The following is a 16,079-nucleotide window of genomic DNA, read 5'->3' on the forward strand; positions in this document are numbered from 1 at the left end:
TGACGTTGATGTGCGCACCCGAGAGCATCGCCTCCCGAGCCGCGGCCACACCCGTCTGCTCCGCCAGCTGGAGGAGCAGTTCGAGAGTGCGACCGGTGAGACGTTGTTTGCTGAAGTCGACCACCAGATCCCCGGCGTGCGAGGTCAACGCCTGCGCGCGCTGCGGTTCGATCGCGAACAGCTCCCGCAGGGACACCGCGGCGATCTCGTCGCGATGGGCATCGAGGGCTCGCCAGGCCTCCGTGGTCGTCACATCCTGTGTTTCCGTATCCATGTTTCTGCCAACGCCTTTCGTCACGCCAGTGCGCGCAGGCGCGGGGCGAGGTCCCGTTCGAACAACTCCAGGAACCGCTTCTGATCATGACCCGGCGCGTGGAACACCAGATGATTCAACCCCGCGTCGACATACGCCGCGACCTGCTCGACCGCCTCGTCCGGATCCGACGCCACGATCCACCGCTTGGCGACCTGCTCGATCGGCAACGCATCCGCCGCCGCCTCCATCTCCATCGGATCATCGATCGAATGCTTCTGCTCCGGCGTGAGCGACAGCGGCGCCCAGAAGCGGGTGTTCTCCAACGCCTTGTCCGGATCGGTGTCGTACGAGATCTTGATCTCGATCATTCTGTCGATCTGCGCCACATCCCGCTCCGCCTTCTCCGCCCCCTCGGCGACGGCCGGCAACAGCTTGTCGGTGTAGAGCTCCATGCCCTTGCCGGAGGTGCAGATGAACCCGTCCCCCGCGCGTCCGGCATAGCGGGCCACGACCGGGCCGCCGGCGGCGACGTAGACCGGGATGCCGCCTTCGGGCACGTCGTNGGCGTAGCCGGTGGCGATCTCGTTGAGTGCTTCGCCGGTGCCGACCCCGAGGAAGATCCGTCCCGGATACAGACACCCCATCGTCGCGAAGGCCTGCGCGATCACCGCCGGGTTGTACCGGAACGTCGGCGTGAGCACACTCGTGCCCAGCTGCAACCTTTCGGTGCGCTCGCCCACGGCGGTCATCCACGCCAACGAGAACGGCGCATGCCCACCGTTGTGCCGCCACGGCTGGAAATGATCCGACACCGTCGCCGAATCCATCCCGTGCGCCTCGGCCAACACACCCAACTCCACCAGCTCGCGCGGCCCGAACTGCTCTGCCGACGCCTTGTATCCCAACTTCAGCATTACCGTGCAACCTCCGAACAACGTGGTGCCAGCGAAACGATCACGCACTATCGCGCAAATCCTGCACGAAATCATGCACACTGAGCGCAGACAGTGTCAATATCCACGCAAAGGTGTGTCGCCCGTGCGTTATGGTCGTGCACCGACCCCCGACCACGGCGTCCGAGTACCCAGAAATTCGAGTGCCCAGAGCCCTAGGAGCAATCGTGTCAGCGACCGCACGGCGACGTGAGATCTTCCACCGAATCCTCGCCGACGGATATGTCGATGCGAAGACCCTCTCGGCCGATCTCGGCGTCGACGCGTCCACGATCCGTCGCGACCTCGATTCGCTCGCCCGTGAAGGGAAGGTCGAGCGCACGCACGGGGGCGCCCGAGCGGTCGAGGGCGCGGGCCTCGAGGTGCCGTACGCCCTCAAGAAGGACGTACGCCGTGAGGAGAAGGTGGCGATCGCGGCGGTAGCGGCCGCCATGGTGTCCGATGGCGACAGCGTGGTGCTCGACAGTGGATCCACAACCTACGAGGTAGCGGTCGCACTGCGACACAAGGCGTCACTGACGGTCCTCACCAATGACCTGCGTATCGCGAAATACGTTGCGGCATTTCCCGATGTCCGGCTTCTCGTGTCCGGAGGCGAGCTCCTCGGCTCGGTCTACACCCTGGTCGGCGACCATGCCGTGCAGTTCCTCTCGGACTACTCGGCCGACTGGGCGTTCCTCGGTGCCGACGCCGTGCACCCCACTGCCGGCATCACCAACACCAACACGCTGGAGATCCCGATCAAGCGGGCGATGATCCGGTCGGCCGAGAAGACGATCGTCGTGGCGGATCGTTCGAAGTTCGGAGAGCGCGCGCTCGCCCGGGTCGCGAGCCTCGACGAGGTCTCGTGCATCGTCACCGACGGCGGCTTCGACGAGGAGAAGCGGGCAGCCTACGGCGACCGGCTCGTGATCGCTTCGAACTCTTGACATACAATCATTCGGTTGTACATTTGGGATGTGAGCGGAGACGACGAGGACCGGGCCGATGCCCTGTTCCACGCGCTCTCCGACCGGACCCGACGAGACATCATGCGACGCGTCCTGGCCGGGGAGCACTCGGTGTCCGCTCTCGCAGCGAACTACGACATGTCCTTCGCCGCAGTACAGAAACACGTCGCCGTGCTGGAGAAGGCCGGTCTGCTCGTGAAGCGACGCAGCGGTCGCGAGCAGTTGGCCAGTGGTGACGTGGCGGCAGTGCGGTCGGTGGCGTCCATGCTCACCGAGATGGAGCAGCTCTGGCGCGGTCGCATCGCGCGCATCGACGAACTCATCGCATCCGAATCCTCCGAGGAAGGCTGAGAAATGCCTGTAACCGACGTCCGGCACGACTCCGACCAGCCGACCCTGACCATCACCGCGGAGTTCGCCGCCCCGGTGTCCCGCATCTGGCAGGTCTACGCCGATCCCCGTCAGCTGGAGAAGATCTGGGGACCCCCGACCTTCCCCGCGACGGTGGTCGACCACAATCTGAAGCCCGGCACCCGTACCACCTACTTCATGACCGGCCCCGATGGTGAGAAGTACGCCGGCTACTGGGATATCACGACCGTCGACGAACCGACGGGCTTCTCGTTCCTGGACGGCTTCGCGGAGCCGGACTTCACCCCGAAACCGGAACTACCCGTCTCACGGTGCGTCTACAGTTTCGAGGAGTTCGAGGGCGGCACGCGCGCAACCTATGTCAGCACCTACGAGAGCGCCGAAGCGCTCCAGCAGGTTCTGGACATGGGCGTGGTCGAGGGCGCCTCGTCCGCCATCAACCAGATCGACGCATTGGTAGCGGAGCAGTAGCACCGAGCCGAACCCCGGTCCGTGCGGAGAAGAAGTACACCTCGTCGGGTTTCGGGATCACGTGGATCTCGGAACCCGACGAGACGGGCACATGCCGATCCCACCGGACGACGATCCTGTCGGCATCTCCGTCCACGGTGTCCTTCGGCACCGCGTACACGAACGACTCGGCACCGAGTTCCTCGACCAGGACCGTCCGTAGCGACCAGGAGTCGGATCGCCACGCCCCCACGGTCGTCCACGATTCCGGACGGACCCCGATCACCACGCGATCGGAATCCACCGAACGCGGAACGCGGATTCGCAGCGCTCCGAGTTCGGCGTACCCGTCGTGTACAGCTGCCTCGACGAGGTTCATCCCCGGCGACCCCACGAATCCGGCGACGAAGGTGTTCACCGGCTCGTCGTACAACTTCCGAGGCGACGCGACCTGCTGAAGGCGGCCGTTCTCCAGGACGGCGACACGATCTCCCATCGTCATCGCCTCGACCTGGTCGTGGGTCACGTACACGGTGGTGGTGCCGAGCGACCGCTGCAACTCGGCGATCTGCGCGCGGGTGCTGACCCGCAGTTTCGCATCGAGATTCGAAAGCGGCTCGTCCATGCAGAACACTGCCGGGTGACGGACGATCGCGCGCCCCATCGCGACACGCTGACGCTGACCACCCGACAGCTTTCCGGGCTTGCGGTCCAGCAGTGATTCCAGTTCGAGCATCCGGGCGGCTTCGAGCACTCGGGCCGTGCGCTCGTCCTTCTTCATCCCCGCGTTCTGCAGAGCGAAAGCCATGTTCTCCGCCACGGTCATGTTCGGGTAGAGCGCATAGTTCTGGAAAACCATCGCGACGTCACGGGCCTTCGGTGGCAGTCCTGTGACGTCACGACCACCGATCTCTACGCGCCCGGAGTCGACCGCCTCGAGACCGGCGAGCATGCGCAGGCTCGTCGACTTGCCGCATCCCGAGGGCCCGACGAGGACGAGGAATTCCCCGTCCTCGATGTCGAGGTCCAGTCGGTCCACGGCAGGACGATCGGCACCGGGATACCGATGGGTGACGTTGCGGAAGGCGATGGCAGCCAATGGTGTTCCTTCTACTTCAGGTTGGGGGTGATCTGCCTGTCGACGACCGCCTGCAGCTGCTGCTGCACGTCGGCGAAGGTCGTTGCGACGTCGGCGTTCTGCAGTGCGATCCGTTCCAGGCCGGTCCCGATGATCTGATCACCACCGGGGACGAACACCCGGGCGTAGTCCTGGGAGCGCGTGACGGCCAGCTGGTCGACCGCGGTCCGTGCGTTGGGGTTGTCCTCGAGGTACTCCTTCATGGCGGGGTTGTCCACCGCGGACTTCCGGACCGGCATGTAACCGATGTTCTGTGAGAAGTACGCGGTGTTGTCGCCGTTGGTGACGAACTCGACGAACTTCAGGGCATTGCGCTTGCGTTCGTCGGAGATACCGGACGGAATCGCCAGACCCGCACCACCGGTGGGGCATCCCGCGACGCCTTCGGGAGCCGGCAGGAAGGCCGTCCCGAATTCGAAGGACGCGTTCTGCGTGATACCCGACAGGTCTCCCGTGGACGCGATCGTGGAGGCGATGAGACCGGCGGAGAAGTCGTTCGCGATATCGGTCGTCACCGCGGCGTACTTCTTGTCGTGGATCATGCGCTTCAGGAATTCACCTGCCGCAATCGTCTTCTCGTCGGTGAACTTCAGGTCCCATCCGTCGGAATAGGCACCACCGAAGGTCCAGATCGGGCCCTCGAAGGTCCATCCGAGGTAATCCTTGGCGTTGCCCCAGCCGTGCGCGAGCCTGCCGTCGCCGACCACCCCCTGGATGCGGGGACCCCACTCGTCGAACTCCTCCCAGGTGTCGGGTCCGCGATCGGGAAGTCCGGCCTGCTGCCACACCTGCTTGTTGTAGTAGAACAGCGGAGTCGACCGCGCGTACGGAAGAGCGAAGTGACTCCCCTCGTAGAGATAGTCCGCGAGCAGGGAATCGACGTAGTCGCCGGTGTCCACTCCCACCTCGCGGAACAGATCGTCGAGCGGGGTGATCGCACCGGTGATCGCATAGTTGAACCACCACACGTCCGACAGCACGACCACGTCGGGCAGGTCGCCGCCGGAGAGCGCGGCGTTGAACTTCTGTGAGACCTCCTCGTAGTTCTTGCCACCGTCGATGAGATCGACCGTGATGCCCGGGTTCGCGTCCTGGAACCGCCGGATCAGCTCCTTCTCCACGTCCTGGGATTTGCCGGGGTGGTTGGACCAGAAGCTGATCCGCGATGCATCGCCGGATACCGATCCCGTTCCCGAAGTCTGGGACGAGCCACCGCCCGTCCCTGCACATGCGGTCAGCGCAGCGCTCGCAGCCACGAGACCGGTCAGCCCGAGGAAACGACGCCTGTCGATGTTCCTGATGTCCATTCCCAGCTCCCTGAGGATTCAGCCCTTGACCGCACCGGAGGTGAGGCCCTTGATCATGTGCTTTTGCAGCACAAGGAAAATCACGAGAATCGGCAGCATCGCGAGCACGGTGCCGGCCATGACCGGACCCCAGTTCGTGACACCGTCGTTGTTCTGGAGTTGTGTCAGCCCGATCGGCAACGGCGCAACGGATGCGTCGTCGGCCATCAGGAACGGCCATAGATACTCGTTCCACTCGTTCACGACGGTGATGAGCGCGAACGCGACCATGGTCGGGCCGGATACGGGGAGGACCACGCGCCACAGCAGCCGGAACGGGCCCGCTCCGTCCATCCGTGCGGCTTCGATGATCTCGGCCGGAATGGACAGGAAATGGTTGCGCATGAGGAACGTTCCGAAGGCCACGCCTGCCAACGGCACGATGATGCCCTGGAAGGTGTTGCGCCAACCCCAGTCCGCGACGAGCGCATAATTGGAGATGACGGTGATCTGGTTCGGCACCATCAGCGCGGCGATGATGCCGAGGAAGACGATGTTCTTGCCGGGGAACCGCAGGAACACGAGACCGAACGCACTGACAACTCCGAGGACGAACTTCACCGTCGCCAGTATCGTCGTGATGACGATCGAGTTGCGCAGGAACAACCCGAACGGCACAGATTCGGTTGCCTCCGTGTAGTTCTGCGGATGGAAGACGCTCGGCCACCAGGTCACCGGCAGCGTGTAGATGTCGGGCCGCTCCTTGAACGATGTCACGACAATCCAGTACAAGGGCAGAGCCACCACCAGCAGCACGAGCACCATGGCGACATAGGCCAAAGCCGTGACGGCGCGCTCTCGTCTTCGGTGCGAACGCGTTTCGTCCGCGGGTGCAACCAGGTGCACGACAGACTTCTCCGCGACAGCGGTCACGAGTGACCTCCTCGGTCCATGATGCGCACCTGATAAACGGTCACCGCGAGCAGTACCAGGAACATGATGGTGGCAACGGTGGCGCCGTAGCCGGCACGGAAGTTGCGGAACGACTCGTCGTAGATCTGGTAGACCATCGTGGTCGTGCCGGTCCCCAACGGACCCCCACGAGTCATGACGTTGATGATGTCGAAGACCTGGAACGAATTGAGCAGCACGGTGATCGACAGGAAGTAGGTGGTGGGCCGCAATTGCGGAAGGACGACGCGCCGGAAGCTCGTTCCCCGGGAGGCACCGTCGATGGCGGCGGCTTCGCTCAACTCGGGCCGGAGTCCCTGCAGTGCAGCGAGATAGATGACGAATGTGTAGCCGAGATTCTTCCACATGTACGTCAGGGTCACCATCACCAACGCCCAGTTGGAGTCCTGGTAGAAGTCCGGCGTCGGAATTCCCACCCGGGTCAGGACGTCCTGCACCAGACCGAAGTTCGGATCGAAGACGAACTGGAAGGCGATTCCGACGGCCGCACCGGAGATGACGAACGGTGCGAACAGCGCCGACCGGACGAGATTGCGTCCATGGAGCCTACGGTCCAGAAGCAGTGCGAGCCCGAGTCCCAGTGCCATCGAACCGGCAACGGTCGCCACGGTGAACACGATGGTGTTGCCGACGATCTCCCAACTGTCGGGACGCGTGAACCATTCTCGGTAGTTGGCGAGTCCGACGAAGGTCGAGTTCGGGCTCGCGATGTTCCACTCGAAGAAGGAGAGCCGGATGTTGTCGGCGAGAGGCCGGTAGGTGAACAGGATCAACAGCGCGAGATTGGGCCCGACCAATGCCGCGAAGAGCGCGTAATCGCGCCACGGGCGGTGGCGGAGGCCGCGTTCGTGTTGCGGCAGGGTTCGTTCCGGACTCGGTGACACCGGAGCAGTGTGTGCCGACAGAACGAACCATGGGTTACGAAAGGGCGACGCCCCCTGCTATTCCGGACGAACGTTACGAACCGGAAGCAGGGGGCGTCGGAGATGTGCGTCGGTGTCAGAGATTCCAGTCGCCGAGACCGTCCCAGCCGTTGAGGGTTCCACCGGCCGTGTTCTGCACGATCACCGGATCGCCTTTCTTGGCGTTCTCGTAGAACCACTTGCCGTCCTCGGTGCTCACGTTGAGGCAGCCGTGGCTGACGTTGGTGTTGCCCTGCGCGCCGACCGACCACGGTGCGGCGTGGAGGAAGATGCCGCTGTTGGACATCCGCGTCGCGTACTCGACGTAGGTGCGATATCCCTCGGGGCTGTCGACGGGCACCCCGTAGGTCGACGAGTCCATGTACATGTCGCGGTACTTCTCACCGACGATGTACGTGCCGTTCGGGGTGTCGTGGCCGGGCTTGCCGAAGGACGTCGGCATGGTGCGGACGACCTCGCCGTTGCGGGTGACGGTGATGGTCTTGGTGTTGTTGTCGGCGACCGTCACCAGAGCGTCACCGATGGTGAACGACGACTGAGTGTCGCCGGCCTTCACGGTCACCGCGGTGTTCGCAGGCCAGAACTCGAACGGCTTCCAGCGGACCTGCGTGTTCGACGCCCAGTAGAAGTGCCCGTCGACGGGCGGCTGCGTGGTGATGCGGATGGCGCGTTCGGCGGCTGCACGATCTCCGACGGCCTCGTTGAAGCGGATGATGATCGGCTGCGCGACACCCACCGTCTCCCCGTTCGATGGGTTGACGGACGGAGCGGAGAACGGGGCGGCCGGCTCGGGAGCGAGCTGGGGCGGAAGCTGCGGCGGCGTCACCCCGGGCGGCGTGAGCCCTTCGATCAGCTCTTGGACACTCGGCACCTCGGGCCCACCGGGCCACAGCGGTGCCGCGCTCGCAGGACCGGCGGTGGCCAGTGCCACGGCGGCTGCGCCCACGAGTGCAGCACCGATCCGCGCAGATCGGCGGCCCGTGCGGCGACCGTTCGACAAAGCTCGCTTTTCGAACATTCCACAACCCATCGTTCAGCGGTGCGCCGCGCCTTACTTCCCCTGCGCGGCGTGCTCGTACCCATTCATTAGACACAGGACGGTTACGGACGGGCAATTCGAATGCGGACGGTCTCGGTGTTTTCCCAGGTCAGCGGACCGAGTGGTCTATTACGAATGCGGACGGCCACGGCGCGGGTGAACGGATATCACCCGCGCCGCAGACCCGCGGTCACACCATTTTCCGGGACGTCGAGGTGGGCGATGACGAGCTCGAACTCACCGGTATCGAGCACCCTGGCGCCTGCTGCCCGAGTCACCTCGGAGCGGATGTCGTCGACATGTGCTCTGGTGCGGTCCATCGCCTCGGCACTGTCGAACGTCAACGAGGTCACCCCGCGACCACCGGCACGGTCGAGCATCAGACTGGCGCTGCAGAAACCCTCGAGTTCCTCCATCCGCGGCAGCGCGGCCATCTTCCACATGTCCACACCGCGATCCACCTGCGCGGGATCGATGTCGACCCAGGTGACACTGCAGCAGGACCCACGGGTCGAGTGGTGATCGCGGTGCATGACGGCGATCTCCCAGTTGGCCACGTCCGTGGTGGCATGGAACATCCGGGCCGCCTCGTCCCGGAGCATCCGGGCCATGCCTTCGCTGGAGCGCAACACGTCCTCGTCCCGCCAGGAGCTGGTGGCGATGCATCGGCCCGAGCCGCGGTCGATCAGCAGGGACAGCCCCAGGCAACCGTTCATGTCCGCCAGGGCAGGCATCACGATGTCGCGTACGTGCTTGATCCCGGCGTCGATGTACGACGGATGCGCATGAATTGTGGTGGAGCGTGCAAACACGATCGGCACCCCTCTCCTCAGGGCGGCGCCGACGCGGCGTCGCCGGTCGTTTCGGCGCGACCCCCCACCCGAAACCACCCGTGTTCACACTGCTCCCCTACTCGGCCGTAGGCAATAGACGGACAGCGTGCGTCTGTCACCCTCGAAGGGTGGCGGCCTCGAACGGCATCGACCGTATCGGTCCCGGAGACCTGATCGAACTCGTCTCGGACGTGGGACGGGTACCCATGAATGTCGGTGCTGCGATCTTCTTCGCCGGTGAGAACCTGACGAACCCCACGACACTGATGACCGTGCTCGCCGAACGCCTCGTCCGGATTCGACGCCTGCGGCAATGCCTGATCGAGCCGGCCTTCGGACTCGGGCGTCCCTACTGGCTCGACCACGCCCACTTCGACATCGATGCCCACTTCTCCCAGGTGCGGTGCCCCGGTCCCCGCCACAGGGACGCCGCACTGACGCTCGCCGCGGACGCCCTTACCCGGCCGCTGCCCCGATCGCAGCCGTTGTGGCGCGCGCTGCTCGTCACCGACATCGCGGACCCGAACGGGCACACGGCGTTGGTGATGGTGCTGCACCACGTCCTGGCCGACGGGATCGGTGGTCTGTCGATCCTGGCGCATCTCGTCGACGGCACGGACAGCACACCGCCCATGCCCGAACAGCGCACTTCAACGCAACCAACCAGACGAGAGTTGTTCTACGACAATGCAATCGGTCACTTGCGGGCGCTCCGCCGGGCACCGTGAGCCGTCGCACGTCTTCCTGCAGCATGGACAGAACTCGGGAGGGGCGCCGGCGGACGTGCCCCGCGGTGTTCGTTGAACGCGCCCATCGGGTCTCGTCTGGCGCTCGAGACCGTCGAGGTGGATCTGGACACGCTCCGTCGGGCGGGACGGCAGTGGGACGCAACGATCAACGATGTGCTGCTGGTCGCCGTCGGGGGCGCCCTCGCCACCATCCTGCACAAGCGCGGCGAGTTCCCGTCCGAGCTGATGATCTCGGTGCCGGTCTCCGCCCGCACCGCTGCCACGGGTGGGCAACTGGGCAATCGCGTCGGCGTCATGCCCGTCCGGGTACCGCTGGACGGGACCCCGGAGCACCGGTCGGTATCCGTCTCCCGCACGACCCGACTGCAGAAGGCGAACGTGCGGGGCCTGTCTGCCGAACTACTGGGTCCGGTCTTCCGCGCCCTTGCGGCCGTCGGGGCGTTCCGCCGGTTCGTGGACCGGCAGCGCCGGGTCAACTCGTTCCTGTCCGACCTGCCGGGACCGTCGTCGACGCTCACCGTTGCAGGAGTGCCTGTCGCGTCGATGGTGCCGATGATCGTCACCGCGGGCAACGTCGCGGTCGCTTTCGCGGCCCTGTCCTATGCCGGCACGCTGACCGTGGCGGTCGTCGTCGACCCCGATCTCGTCCCCGAACACCGTGACCTCACGGAGGCCCTGCGCGAACAGTTCCGCTCGATCGTCGCCTCCGCACAGTGACTGCCGGCCGCTCCGATGTGGCGGTCGGGAACCGAGGAGCGGAGTACCTTGCTGTGCATGTCGGAGGAGATCGCCGAGATCCGTACCCTCACCGATGCCCGGAAGGTGTTGGCATCGCAACCGTTCAGCGTCCTGATCGGAGCCCGTCTGACCGAGTACGAGCGCGGCCGGGCAGTCCTGGAAATACCGCTCAGGGAGGAACTGCTCCAGCAGTTCGGCTTCGCGCACGGAGGTGTTCTGGCCTACGCGGCCGACAATGCGCTCACGTTCGCCGCAGGCACGGCCCTCGGGCCGTCGATCGTGACGACCGGCATGAGCCTCGACTACCTGCGGCCCGCCGGGGGCGCACTCCTACGCGCGGTCGCCACGATCGTCAGCACCAGTCGCAGGCAGGCACTGTGTCGTTGCGAGATCTACGCCGTCACCGAGGACGGGACGGAGAAGATGTGTGCGGCGGCGCAGGGCAGTGCTCGCCTGATCGATCTGAATCGTTGAGCGGGACAATCTGTTCCACCCTCCGTTCAGAGACCGAAGATCCTCGCCAGTCGCGCATCGGAGTCGTACAGGGCGTCGGTGTCGAAAGTGGATGCGGAGCTGAGCACCTCGTTCGCCCCGGTGGAGACGAGCAGTTTCTCGAGCCCTTCGGCCACCTGATCCTCGGTGCCGGCCAGCGAACCCTTCGCGGTCTCGTCGACGATGCGGCGGCGCCGCTCGGTCATCGGCTGCCGGCGGATCTCCTCGATCGGGGACAGCGGCGGGAACGCCCCCTCTTCGCGTGAGACGGCCATCGCCCAGGCCTCCGGAAGCTGCAGCTCCCGAGCCTCGGCTTCGGTGTCGGCGATGAGGATGTCCAGGCCGACGACAACATAGGGCTCAGCGCCGGGTGTGGCCGGGCGGAAGTCGGCGCGATAACGGTCGAACGGTTCCGATCCCTGCCGCAGAAGCGGTCCGGCGACGACGACGGGCAGGCCCAGACGCGCCGCCAGCCGCATACCCTGCCCGGTGCCGAGGACGAAGATCGGAGGCGGCTCGGACAGTCGAGGACGCACCGTCACTTCGGCGGTGCCGTGCAGATAACCGCGCAGTTCCTCGATGTCGGCGGCGAAGTCGTCCGCGTCGGCCTTGTGGGTCCGCAGCGCATCGCGCACAGGCGCGGTGAATCCGAGGGAACGACCGACACCCAGATCGATCCGTCCCGGGTGCATCGCTTCGAGCATCGCGAACTGTTCGGCGACGACGATCGGTTGATGGTTGGGCAGCATGACGCCGCCGGATCCCACCCGGATCCGGCTCGTCCGCTCCGCGATCGTGCCGATGAGCAGCGGTGGAGCTCCCGACGCGATGCCTGGGACGGCGTGGTGCTCGGCCACCCAGAAGCGGTGGTAGCCGGCCGCCTCGGCGAGTTCGGCGCGACGCAGGGTCTGCTGCAATGCGGCAGCGTCCGGCTGCCCCTCCCGGGTCCGGGAGCGGTCCAGCAACGACAACGCCACCTGCACGGTCGTCTCAACACCGCGACCGTCCCGGATCTTCCCTGCAGGTCAGGGATCTTCGGGACCCCAAGCGCGTCCGGCTGCGATCCAGTTCCCCGTGGAAGTGGAGTTGCCCGTGCTCCGAGGCCTTCTGCGCCGCGGCGACACCGTGTGCATCGGCGAGGTACAGCAGGAGATCGGCGATCGCGTCTCCGACCGCGACGACCTGGTCGCGGGCATCACCCGCTCGGATCGCCATCTCGGCGAGTACGCGCCCGGTACCGATCGCCCCTGTCACCGCGGCCGGTCGTTGCGGGTGGCCGCCGTGCAGCGACGACACGGGACGACTCCGTGCTCACCCAGCTCCGCCAGGTACAGCGCGTCGCTCCACGGCACGTGCGGAACGCGGTCGAGTCGGGCACGGGAGAGCGGCACCCCGCACAGGGTCTGATTGGTGCCGGGCGTCCATGCGTGGGTGTCGCCGGACGGGTAGCGGGTCCCGTCGGTATCGATCCATCGGCCCGACGCAGCGACCGCCGGGGGGGAGTGCTGAGCCATGGGTCCGGGTTCCCGCCACCGGACGGGATTACTCGATCCGCGACGCTGCGAGCATCTCCTCGATCGAGACGAACTTCAGGCGCGAGCGTCCCGCCGCCGATCCGCGGGCCTTCTCCTGCTTGTCGATCTGCAGCCAGCCCCGGTAATCGATGTGCTCCGGACGCCGCTCGGCCACCAGCGCCGCCAACTTCTCCCGATCGGCGACCGGCTCGGGCAGCTTGCCCTCGACGAAATCGTCGAGGATCTTCTCGACCGTTTCGGCAGAGCACTGCTTGTTGGTGCCGATCACGCCGCTGGGACCACGCTTGATCCAACCGGCGGTGTAGACACCGGGCACCGGTGCTCCGGCCTCGGCGTCGGTCACCCGGCCGCCCTCGTTCGGGATGACCCCGCGCCGCTCGTCGAAGGGCAGACCGGCCGGCGCGGTGCCGCGGTAACCGATCGAACGCAGCACCAATCCCGCCTCGAGGATTTCGGTCTGTCCGGTCGGGCGGGCCTCGAGACGGCCGTCGACCTCGACCAGTTCGTTGCGCTCGAGGGTGATCGATTCGACAACACCGTCGCCGGAGATCTCCACCGGCGAGGCGAGATAGCGCAGCACGACCCGCTTGTTGCCCTCGGTGGGAGTGCGCTGCGCGAAGCCCTCGACCTGCCGCACCTTGAGCGTCAGGCGGGGTTCGACCTCCGGATCGTCGATCAGCGCGCGGCTGACCGGGTCGAGTTCGACCTCGACCGGGTCGACGACCACATCGACACCGGGCAGCGAGCCGAGCGCGAGCAGCTCCGGGTTGGTGTAGGCGGCCTGCGCCGGGCCGCGCCGGCCCACGACCACGACCTCGCGGATGTTCGACTTCCGCAGCGCCTCGAGCGCGTGCTCGGCGATGTCGGTGCGCGCGAGCTCGTCGGGGTCCATCACCAGGGCTCGCGCGACGTCCAGGGCGACGTTGCCGTTGCCGATGATCACCGCGCGTTCGGCCGACAGATCGAAGGTGTGGTCGGCGAAATCAGGGTGTCCGTTGTACCAGGCGACGAACTCGGTCGCGGCGCGGCTGCCCACGAGGTCCTCTCCCGGGATACCCAGCGTGCGGTCGCCTGCGGCACCGACGGCGTAGATCACGGCGTGATGGTGCGCGAGCAGTTCCTCGTGGGTGATGTGGGTGCCGACCTCGACGTTGAAATAGCACTGGGTGTTCTTGTGGCCGATGGCGCTGCGGAAGAGGTCGCCGACTCCCTTGGTGCTCTGATGATCGGGGGCCACACCGGCACGCACGAGCCCGTAGGGGGTAGGCAGGCGGTCGAAGATGTCGACCTGCACCGCCGAGTGCGTCACCAGATCCATCGCGGCATAGCACGCCGCAGGACCCGAGCCGACGATCGCCACCCGCAGCGTGCCCAGCTCGGCGGGCAGCTTGCGGCGCGTGCGCAGCTCGGGCCAGTCCGGTCCGATCGGGTAGCGACGGTAGTACTCGGCGTTGATCTCGAGATACGGCTCCTGCGCCGGCGTGAGTTCGTTGTCGGCGGCGATCGCATCCACCGGGCACTCGTCGACACAGGCCCCGCAGTCGATGCACGTGTCGGGATCGATGTAGAGCATCTCCGTGGTCGCGAAGGGTGCTTCGTCGGGTGTCGGGTGGATGCAGTTGACCGGGCAGACCTCGACACACGAGGCGTCGTTGCAGCACGCCTGGGTGATTACATAAGCCACAGTTGTACCTGCCTACAGTGCCGATTCCGGACAACGAACGGGCCTCAGACTAGTACACGTTCCAGTTTCGGTCGAGAACCACGTTCCCGAAACGAGATCATCGAATTTCCGGCTGTCGAGGTGCCTCAGATGTCCGTTTCGGCGCTCGATTCGATGCGGAAACCGATTTTGAGAGTGACCTGCGTGTGGGCCACCCGGCCGTCGTCGATGTGGCCCCGGATGTTGACCGTCTCGAACCACTCGAGATGCCGCGTGGTCTCCGCTGCTCGCGCCACCGCTTTCGCGATCGCGTCGTCGACTCCCGTCGTCGACGATCCGACGACCTCGATCACCCGGTAGACATGGCTCATGGCTGAACTCCTCGAATCGACGATGCTCCGATTCGGATCGTCCCGCCCTCGAGGGACCCCCGTCCCCGGAACCACGAAAATGACAGAAAGATTCAGGCACGACGCGCGAGCGACCGGGCGAGTTCGCCCAGCCGCGCCAGACGCAGGTCCCCGAGCGGGATCGCGCCGGCACCGAGCCGGTTGGTGACGAAGGCGAGCGACAGACCGGTGTCGAGATCGGCGTACGCCCCCGAGCCACCCACTCCGTAGTGCCCGAGCGCACCACGCGGACGCTGGATGCTCGCGAAGATGGGCTGGTGGTAGCCGAGCCGCCACGCCATCGGCACACCGAGCACGTAGTCCCGGCTGCGCACCCGCACGCGCGACATCTCGTCGATCGTGGTGGCGTCGAGGAACTTCACGCCGTCGATCGTCCCGCCGGCGGCTATCGCCCCGTACATACGCGCGAGCGAGCGGGCGGTGAACACACCGTTCCAGCCCGGCATCACCGAGTCGTGCACGGCCGGGTCGCCGACGAGCCTGTCGAAGCCGTCGGGCATCGCGGCCTCGGCGAGACCGCGGGTCGGTTCGAGTCGCGACAGGACCGCGGCGCTCGCACCCCAGTGCAGGCCGACCGGGGCGAGCCGCGGGAAGAGCTTCGCGATACGGCCCCGTTCGTCATGAGGCACGCGGTACCAGAAATCGGGATCGCCGAGGGGCCGGGCGATCTCCTGCTCCACGACCTCCACGAAGGGCAGACCGGTCACCCGCTGCACGAGTTCGGCGACGAGCCATCCGTAGGTGACGGCGTGGTAGCCCGAGCCGCGTCGCCGCCGTCGATCCGGTGCCGCCTGCTCGAGTGCCGCGACGGTCGTCTCGTAGTCGAGGATCCCGCGCGTCCCCGGAACCAGACCGCGCACCCGGTGCAGGCCGGATCGGTGGGTCATGACGTCCGCGACGGTGATGTCATCTTTGCCGTTCGCGGCGAACTCCGGCCAGTACTGCGCAACGGGCGCGAAGTAGTCGATCACTCCGCGCTCGGCCAGACGGTGCACGACGGTCGACGCCACGCCCTTGCCGGTCGAGAACGACAACGCCATGGTGTCGCGGCTCCACCGCTTGTCGGGGGCCGACCAGCCGGACCAGATGTCGAGGACCTTCTCACCGTGGAGATAGGCGGTGAGTGCGCCGCCGCCGTCCCGGGGCCGCTTGTACAGCGAGAAGAACGCGTCGGCCAGCCGCAGGAATCGCGCATCGACGACCATCTCGGTCGGCGCCGCCGGGCCCGGCCGGGCGTCGATCCGCCCCGGGACGTGCACCGGTGCGAACGACGCTGTCGCCCCGGCAGGTTCGAAGACTGCTCCGGTCGTCATCGCGACA

The 16,079-nt window shown here is 66.2% G+C and carries 17 protein-coding genes and 3 pseudogenes; 5 read left to right on the top strand and 15 right to left on the bottom strand.

Annotation, left to right across the window (positions count from 1 at the left end; translation table 11 throughout):
- The 3 genes and pseudogenes from QR64_RS11730 to QR64_RS27800 form a co-directional block, all read right to left on the bottom strand.
- Positions 1–253: pseudogene (locus QR64_RS11730) on the bottom strand (glucose-6-phosphate isomerase); the annotation flags it as partial.
- A 41-nt stretch (positions 254–294) separates the two neighbouring features.
- On the bottom strand, positions 295–818 hold a 524-nt coding region (locus tag QR64_RS27795; protein ID WP_235367109.1), incomplete at its 5' end, for an LLM class flavin-dependent oxidoreductase.
- 1 nt (position 819) lies between these two features.
- Positions 820–1,170: pseudogene (locus QR64_RS27800) on the bottom strand (LLM class flavin-dependent oxidoreductase); the annotation flags it as partial.
- 206 nt (positions 1,171–1,376) lie between these two features.
- On the opposite strand from QR64_RS27800, the gene QR64_RS11740 reads away from it, so the two are divergent.
- The 3 genes from QR64_RS11740 to QR64_RS11750 are packed head-to-tail and all read left to right on the top strand — an operon-like array spanning position 1,377 to position 3,002.
- A complete protein-coding gene (locus tag QR64_RS11740) occupies positions 1,377–2,138 on the top strand; it encodes a DeoR/GlpR family DNA-binding transcription regulator (RefSeq protein WP_024102122.1) in 762 nt (253 codons plus the stop codon).
- A gap of 30 nt (positions 2,139–2,168) precedes the next feature.
- Complete coding sequence (locus QR64_RS11745; protein WP_006553668.1) at positions 2,169–2,510, top strand: ArsR/SmtB family transcription factor; 342 nt, start codon at positions 2,169–2,171, stop codon at positions 2,508–2,510.
- A 3-nt stretch (positions 2,511–2,513) separates the two neighbouring features.
- Complete coding sequence (locus QR64_RS11750; protein WP_024102123.1) at positions 2,514–3,002, top strand: SRPBCC domain-containing protein; 489 nt, start codon at positions 2,514–2,516, stop codon at positions 3,000–3,002.
- Here the strand turns inward: QR64_RS11750 and QR64_RS11755 are convergent.
- From QR64_RS11755 to QR64_RS11780, 6 genes are all read right to left on the bottom strand, one after another.
- Entirely contained in the window at positions 2,968–4,080 is a 1,113-nt protein-coding gene (locus tag QR64_RS11755; RefSeq protein ID WP_006553670.1) for an ABC transporter ATP-binding protein, read from the bottom strand. The genes QR64_RS11750 and QR64_RS11755 overlap by 35 nt on opposite strands.
- 11 nt (positions 4,081–4,091) lie before the next feature.
- Complete coding sequence (locus QR64_RS11760; RefSeq protein ID WP_082921143.1) at positions 4,092–5,426, bottom strand: ABC transporter substrate-binding protein; 1,335 nt, start codon at positions 5,424–5,426, stop codon at positions 4,092–4,094.
- An 18-nt stretch (positions 5,427–5,444) separates the two neighbouring features.
- The gene (locus tag QR64_RS11765; RefSeq protein ID WP_039585281.1) at positions 5,445–6,338 is read right to left on the bottom strand and encodes a carbohydrate ABC transporter permease; all 894 of its coding nucleotides are present in this window, start codon (positions 6,336–6,338) and stop codon (positions 5,445–5,447) included.
- Entirely contained in the window at positions 6,335–7,261 is a 927-nt protein-coding gene (locus QR64_RS11770) for a carbohydrate ABC transporter permease (RefSeq protein WP_052040160.1), read from the bottom strand. Before QR64_RS11770 ends, QR64_RS11765 begins: the two co-directional genes overlap by 4 nt.
- Positions 7,262–7,376: 115 nt before the next feature.
- Positions 7,377–8,318: an Ig-like domain-containing protein gene (locus tag QR64_RS11775; protein WP_006553674.1), complete on the bottom strand. Its 942-nt coding sequence runs from the start codon at positions 8,316–8,318 to the stop codon at positions 7,377–7,379.
- A gap of 188 nt (positions 8,319–8,506) precedes the next feature.
- Positions 8,507–9,160: a hypothetical protein gene (locus QR64_RS11780; protein ID WP_039585282.1), complete on the bottom strand. Its 654-nt coding sequence runs from the start codon at positions 9,158–9,160 to the stop codon at positions 8,507–8,509.
- A gap of 140 nt (positions 9,161–9,300) precedes the next feature.
- Here QR64_RS11780 and QR64_RS11785 point away from each other — a divergent pair.
- Together QR64_RS11785 and QR64_RS11790 are read left to right on the top strand one after the other, a co-directional pair.
- Positions 9,301–10,638 (top strand): annotated as a pseudogene (locus QR64_RS11785) (wax ester/triacylglycerol synthase domain-containing protein).
- A 57-nt stretch (positions 10,639–10,695) separates the two neighbouring features.
- Entirely contained in the window at positions 10,696–11,133 is a 438-nt protein-coding gene (locus QR64_RS11790; protein WP_039585302.1) for a PaaI family thioesterase, read from the top strand.
- A 26-nt stretch (positions 11,134–11,159) separates the two neighbouring features.
- On the opposite strand, the gene QR64_RS11795 is transcribed toward QR64_RS11790, so the two are convergent.
- The 6 genes from QR64_RS11795 to QR64_RS11820 all read right to left on the bottom strand — a co-directional run bounded on the left by QR64_RS11795 (position 11,160) and on the right by QR64_RS11820 (position 16,072).
- A complete protein-coding gene (locus QR64_RS11795) occupies positions 11,160–12,128 on the bottom strand; it encodes an MsnO8 family LLM class oxidoreductase (RefSeq protein ID WP_033098448.1) in 969 nt (322 codons plus the stop codon).
- 13 nt (positions 12,129–12,141) lie between these two features.
- Positions 12,142–12,447 (bottom strand): hypothetical protein, encoded by a 306-nt coding sequence (locus QR64_RS11800; RefSeq protein WP_235367110.1) that lies wholly within the window; start codon positions 12,445–12,447, stop codon positions 12,142–12,144.
- Positions 12,402–12,665: a hypothetical protein gene (locus tag QR64_RS11805; protein WP_039585283.1), complete on the bottom strand. Its 264-nt coding sequence runs from the start codon at positions 12,663–12,665 to the stop codon at positions 12,402–12,404. Before QR64_RS11805 ends, QR64_RS11800 begins: the two co-directional genes overlap by 46 nt.
- Before the next feature lie 28 nt (positions 12,666–12,693).
- Positions 12,694–14,370, bottom strand: a complete 1,677-nt coding sequence (locus tag QR64_RS11810) for an FAD-dependent oxidoreductase (RefSeq protein WP_039585286.1) — start codon at positions 14,368–14,370, stop codon at positions 12,694–12,696.
- A gap of 125 nt (positions 14,371–14,495) precedes the next feature.
- On the bottom strand, positions 14,496–14,720 hold the full coding sequence (locus QR64_RS11815; RefSeq protein ID WP_006553682.1) for a dodecin: 225 nt from the start codon (positions 14,718–14,720) through the stop codon (positions 14,496–14,498).
- A 92-nt stretch (positions 14,721–14,812) separates the two neighbouring features.
- On the bottom strand, positions 14,813–16,072 hold the full coding sequence (locus tag QR64_RS11820; protein ID WP_006553683.1) for a serine hydrolase domain-containing protein: 1,260 nt from the start codon (positions 16,070–16,072) through the stop codon (positions 14,813–14,815).
- Between the last annotated feature and the right edge of the window lie 7 nt (positions 16,073–16,079).

The sequence above is a fragment of the Rhodococcus sp. Chr-9 genome (genome assembly GCF_000801125.1).
In the GTDB taxonomy this organism is placed as follows: domain Bacteria; phylum Actinomycetota; class Actinomycetes; order Mycobacteriales; family Mycobacteriaceae; genus Rhodococcus; species Rhodococcus pyridinivorans.

Excerpts from the sequence above, each read along its gene's own strand:
- QR64_RS11820 (WP_006553683.1), bottom strand. The coding sequence starts at position 16,072 with ATGACGACCGGAGCAGTCTTCGAACCTGCCGGGGCGACAGCGTCGTTC.
- QR64_RS11750 (WP_024102123.1), top strand. The coding sequence starts at position 2,514 with ATGCCTGTAACCGACGTCCGGCACGACTCCGACCAGCCGACCCTGACC.
- QR64_RS11760 (WP_082921143.1), bottom strand. The coding sequence starts at position 5,426 with ATGGACATCAGGAACATCGACAGGCGTCGTTTCCTCGGGCTGACCGGT.
- QR64_RS11775 (WP_006553674.1), bottom strand. The coding sequence starts at position 8,318 with ATGTTCGAAAAGCGAGCTTTGTCGAACGGTCGCCGCACGGGCCGCCGA.
- QR64_RS11815 (WP_006553682.1), bottom strand. The coding sequence starts at position 14,720 with ATGAGCCATGTCTACCGGGTGATCGAGGTCGTCGGATCGTCGACGACG.
- QR64_RS11805 (WP_039585283.1), bottom strand. The coding sequence starts at position 12,665 with ATGGCTCAGCACTCCCCCCCGGCGGTCGCTGCGTCGGGCCGATGGATC.
- QR64_RS11790 (WP_039585302.1), top strand. The coding sequence starts at position 10,696 with ATGTCGGAGGAGATCGCCGAGATCCGTACCCTCACCGATGCCCGGAAG.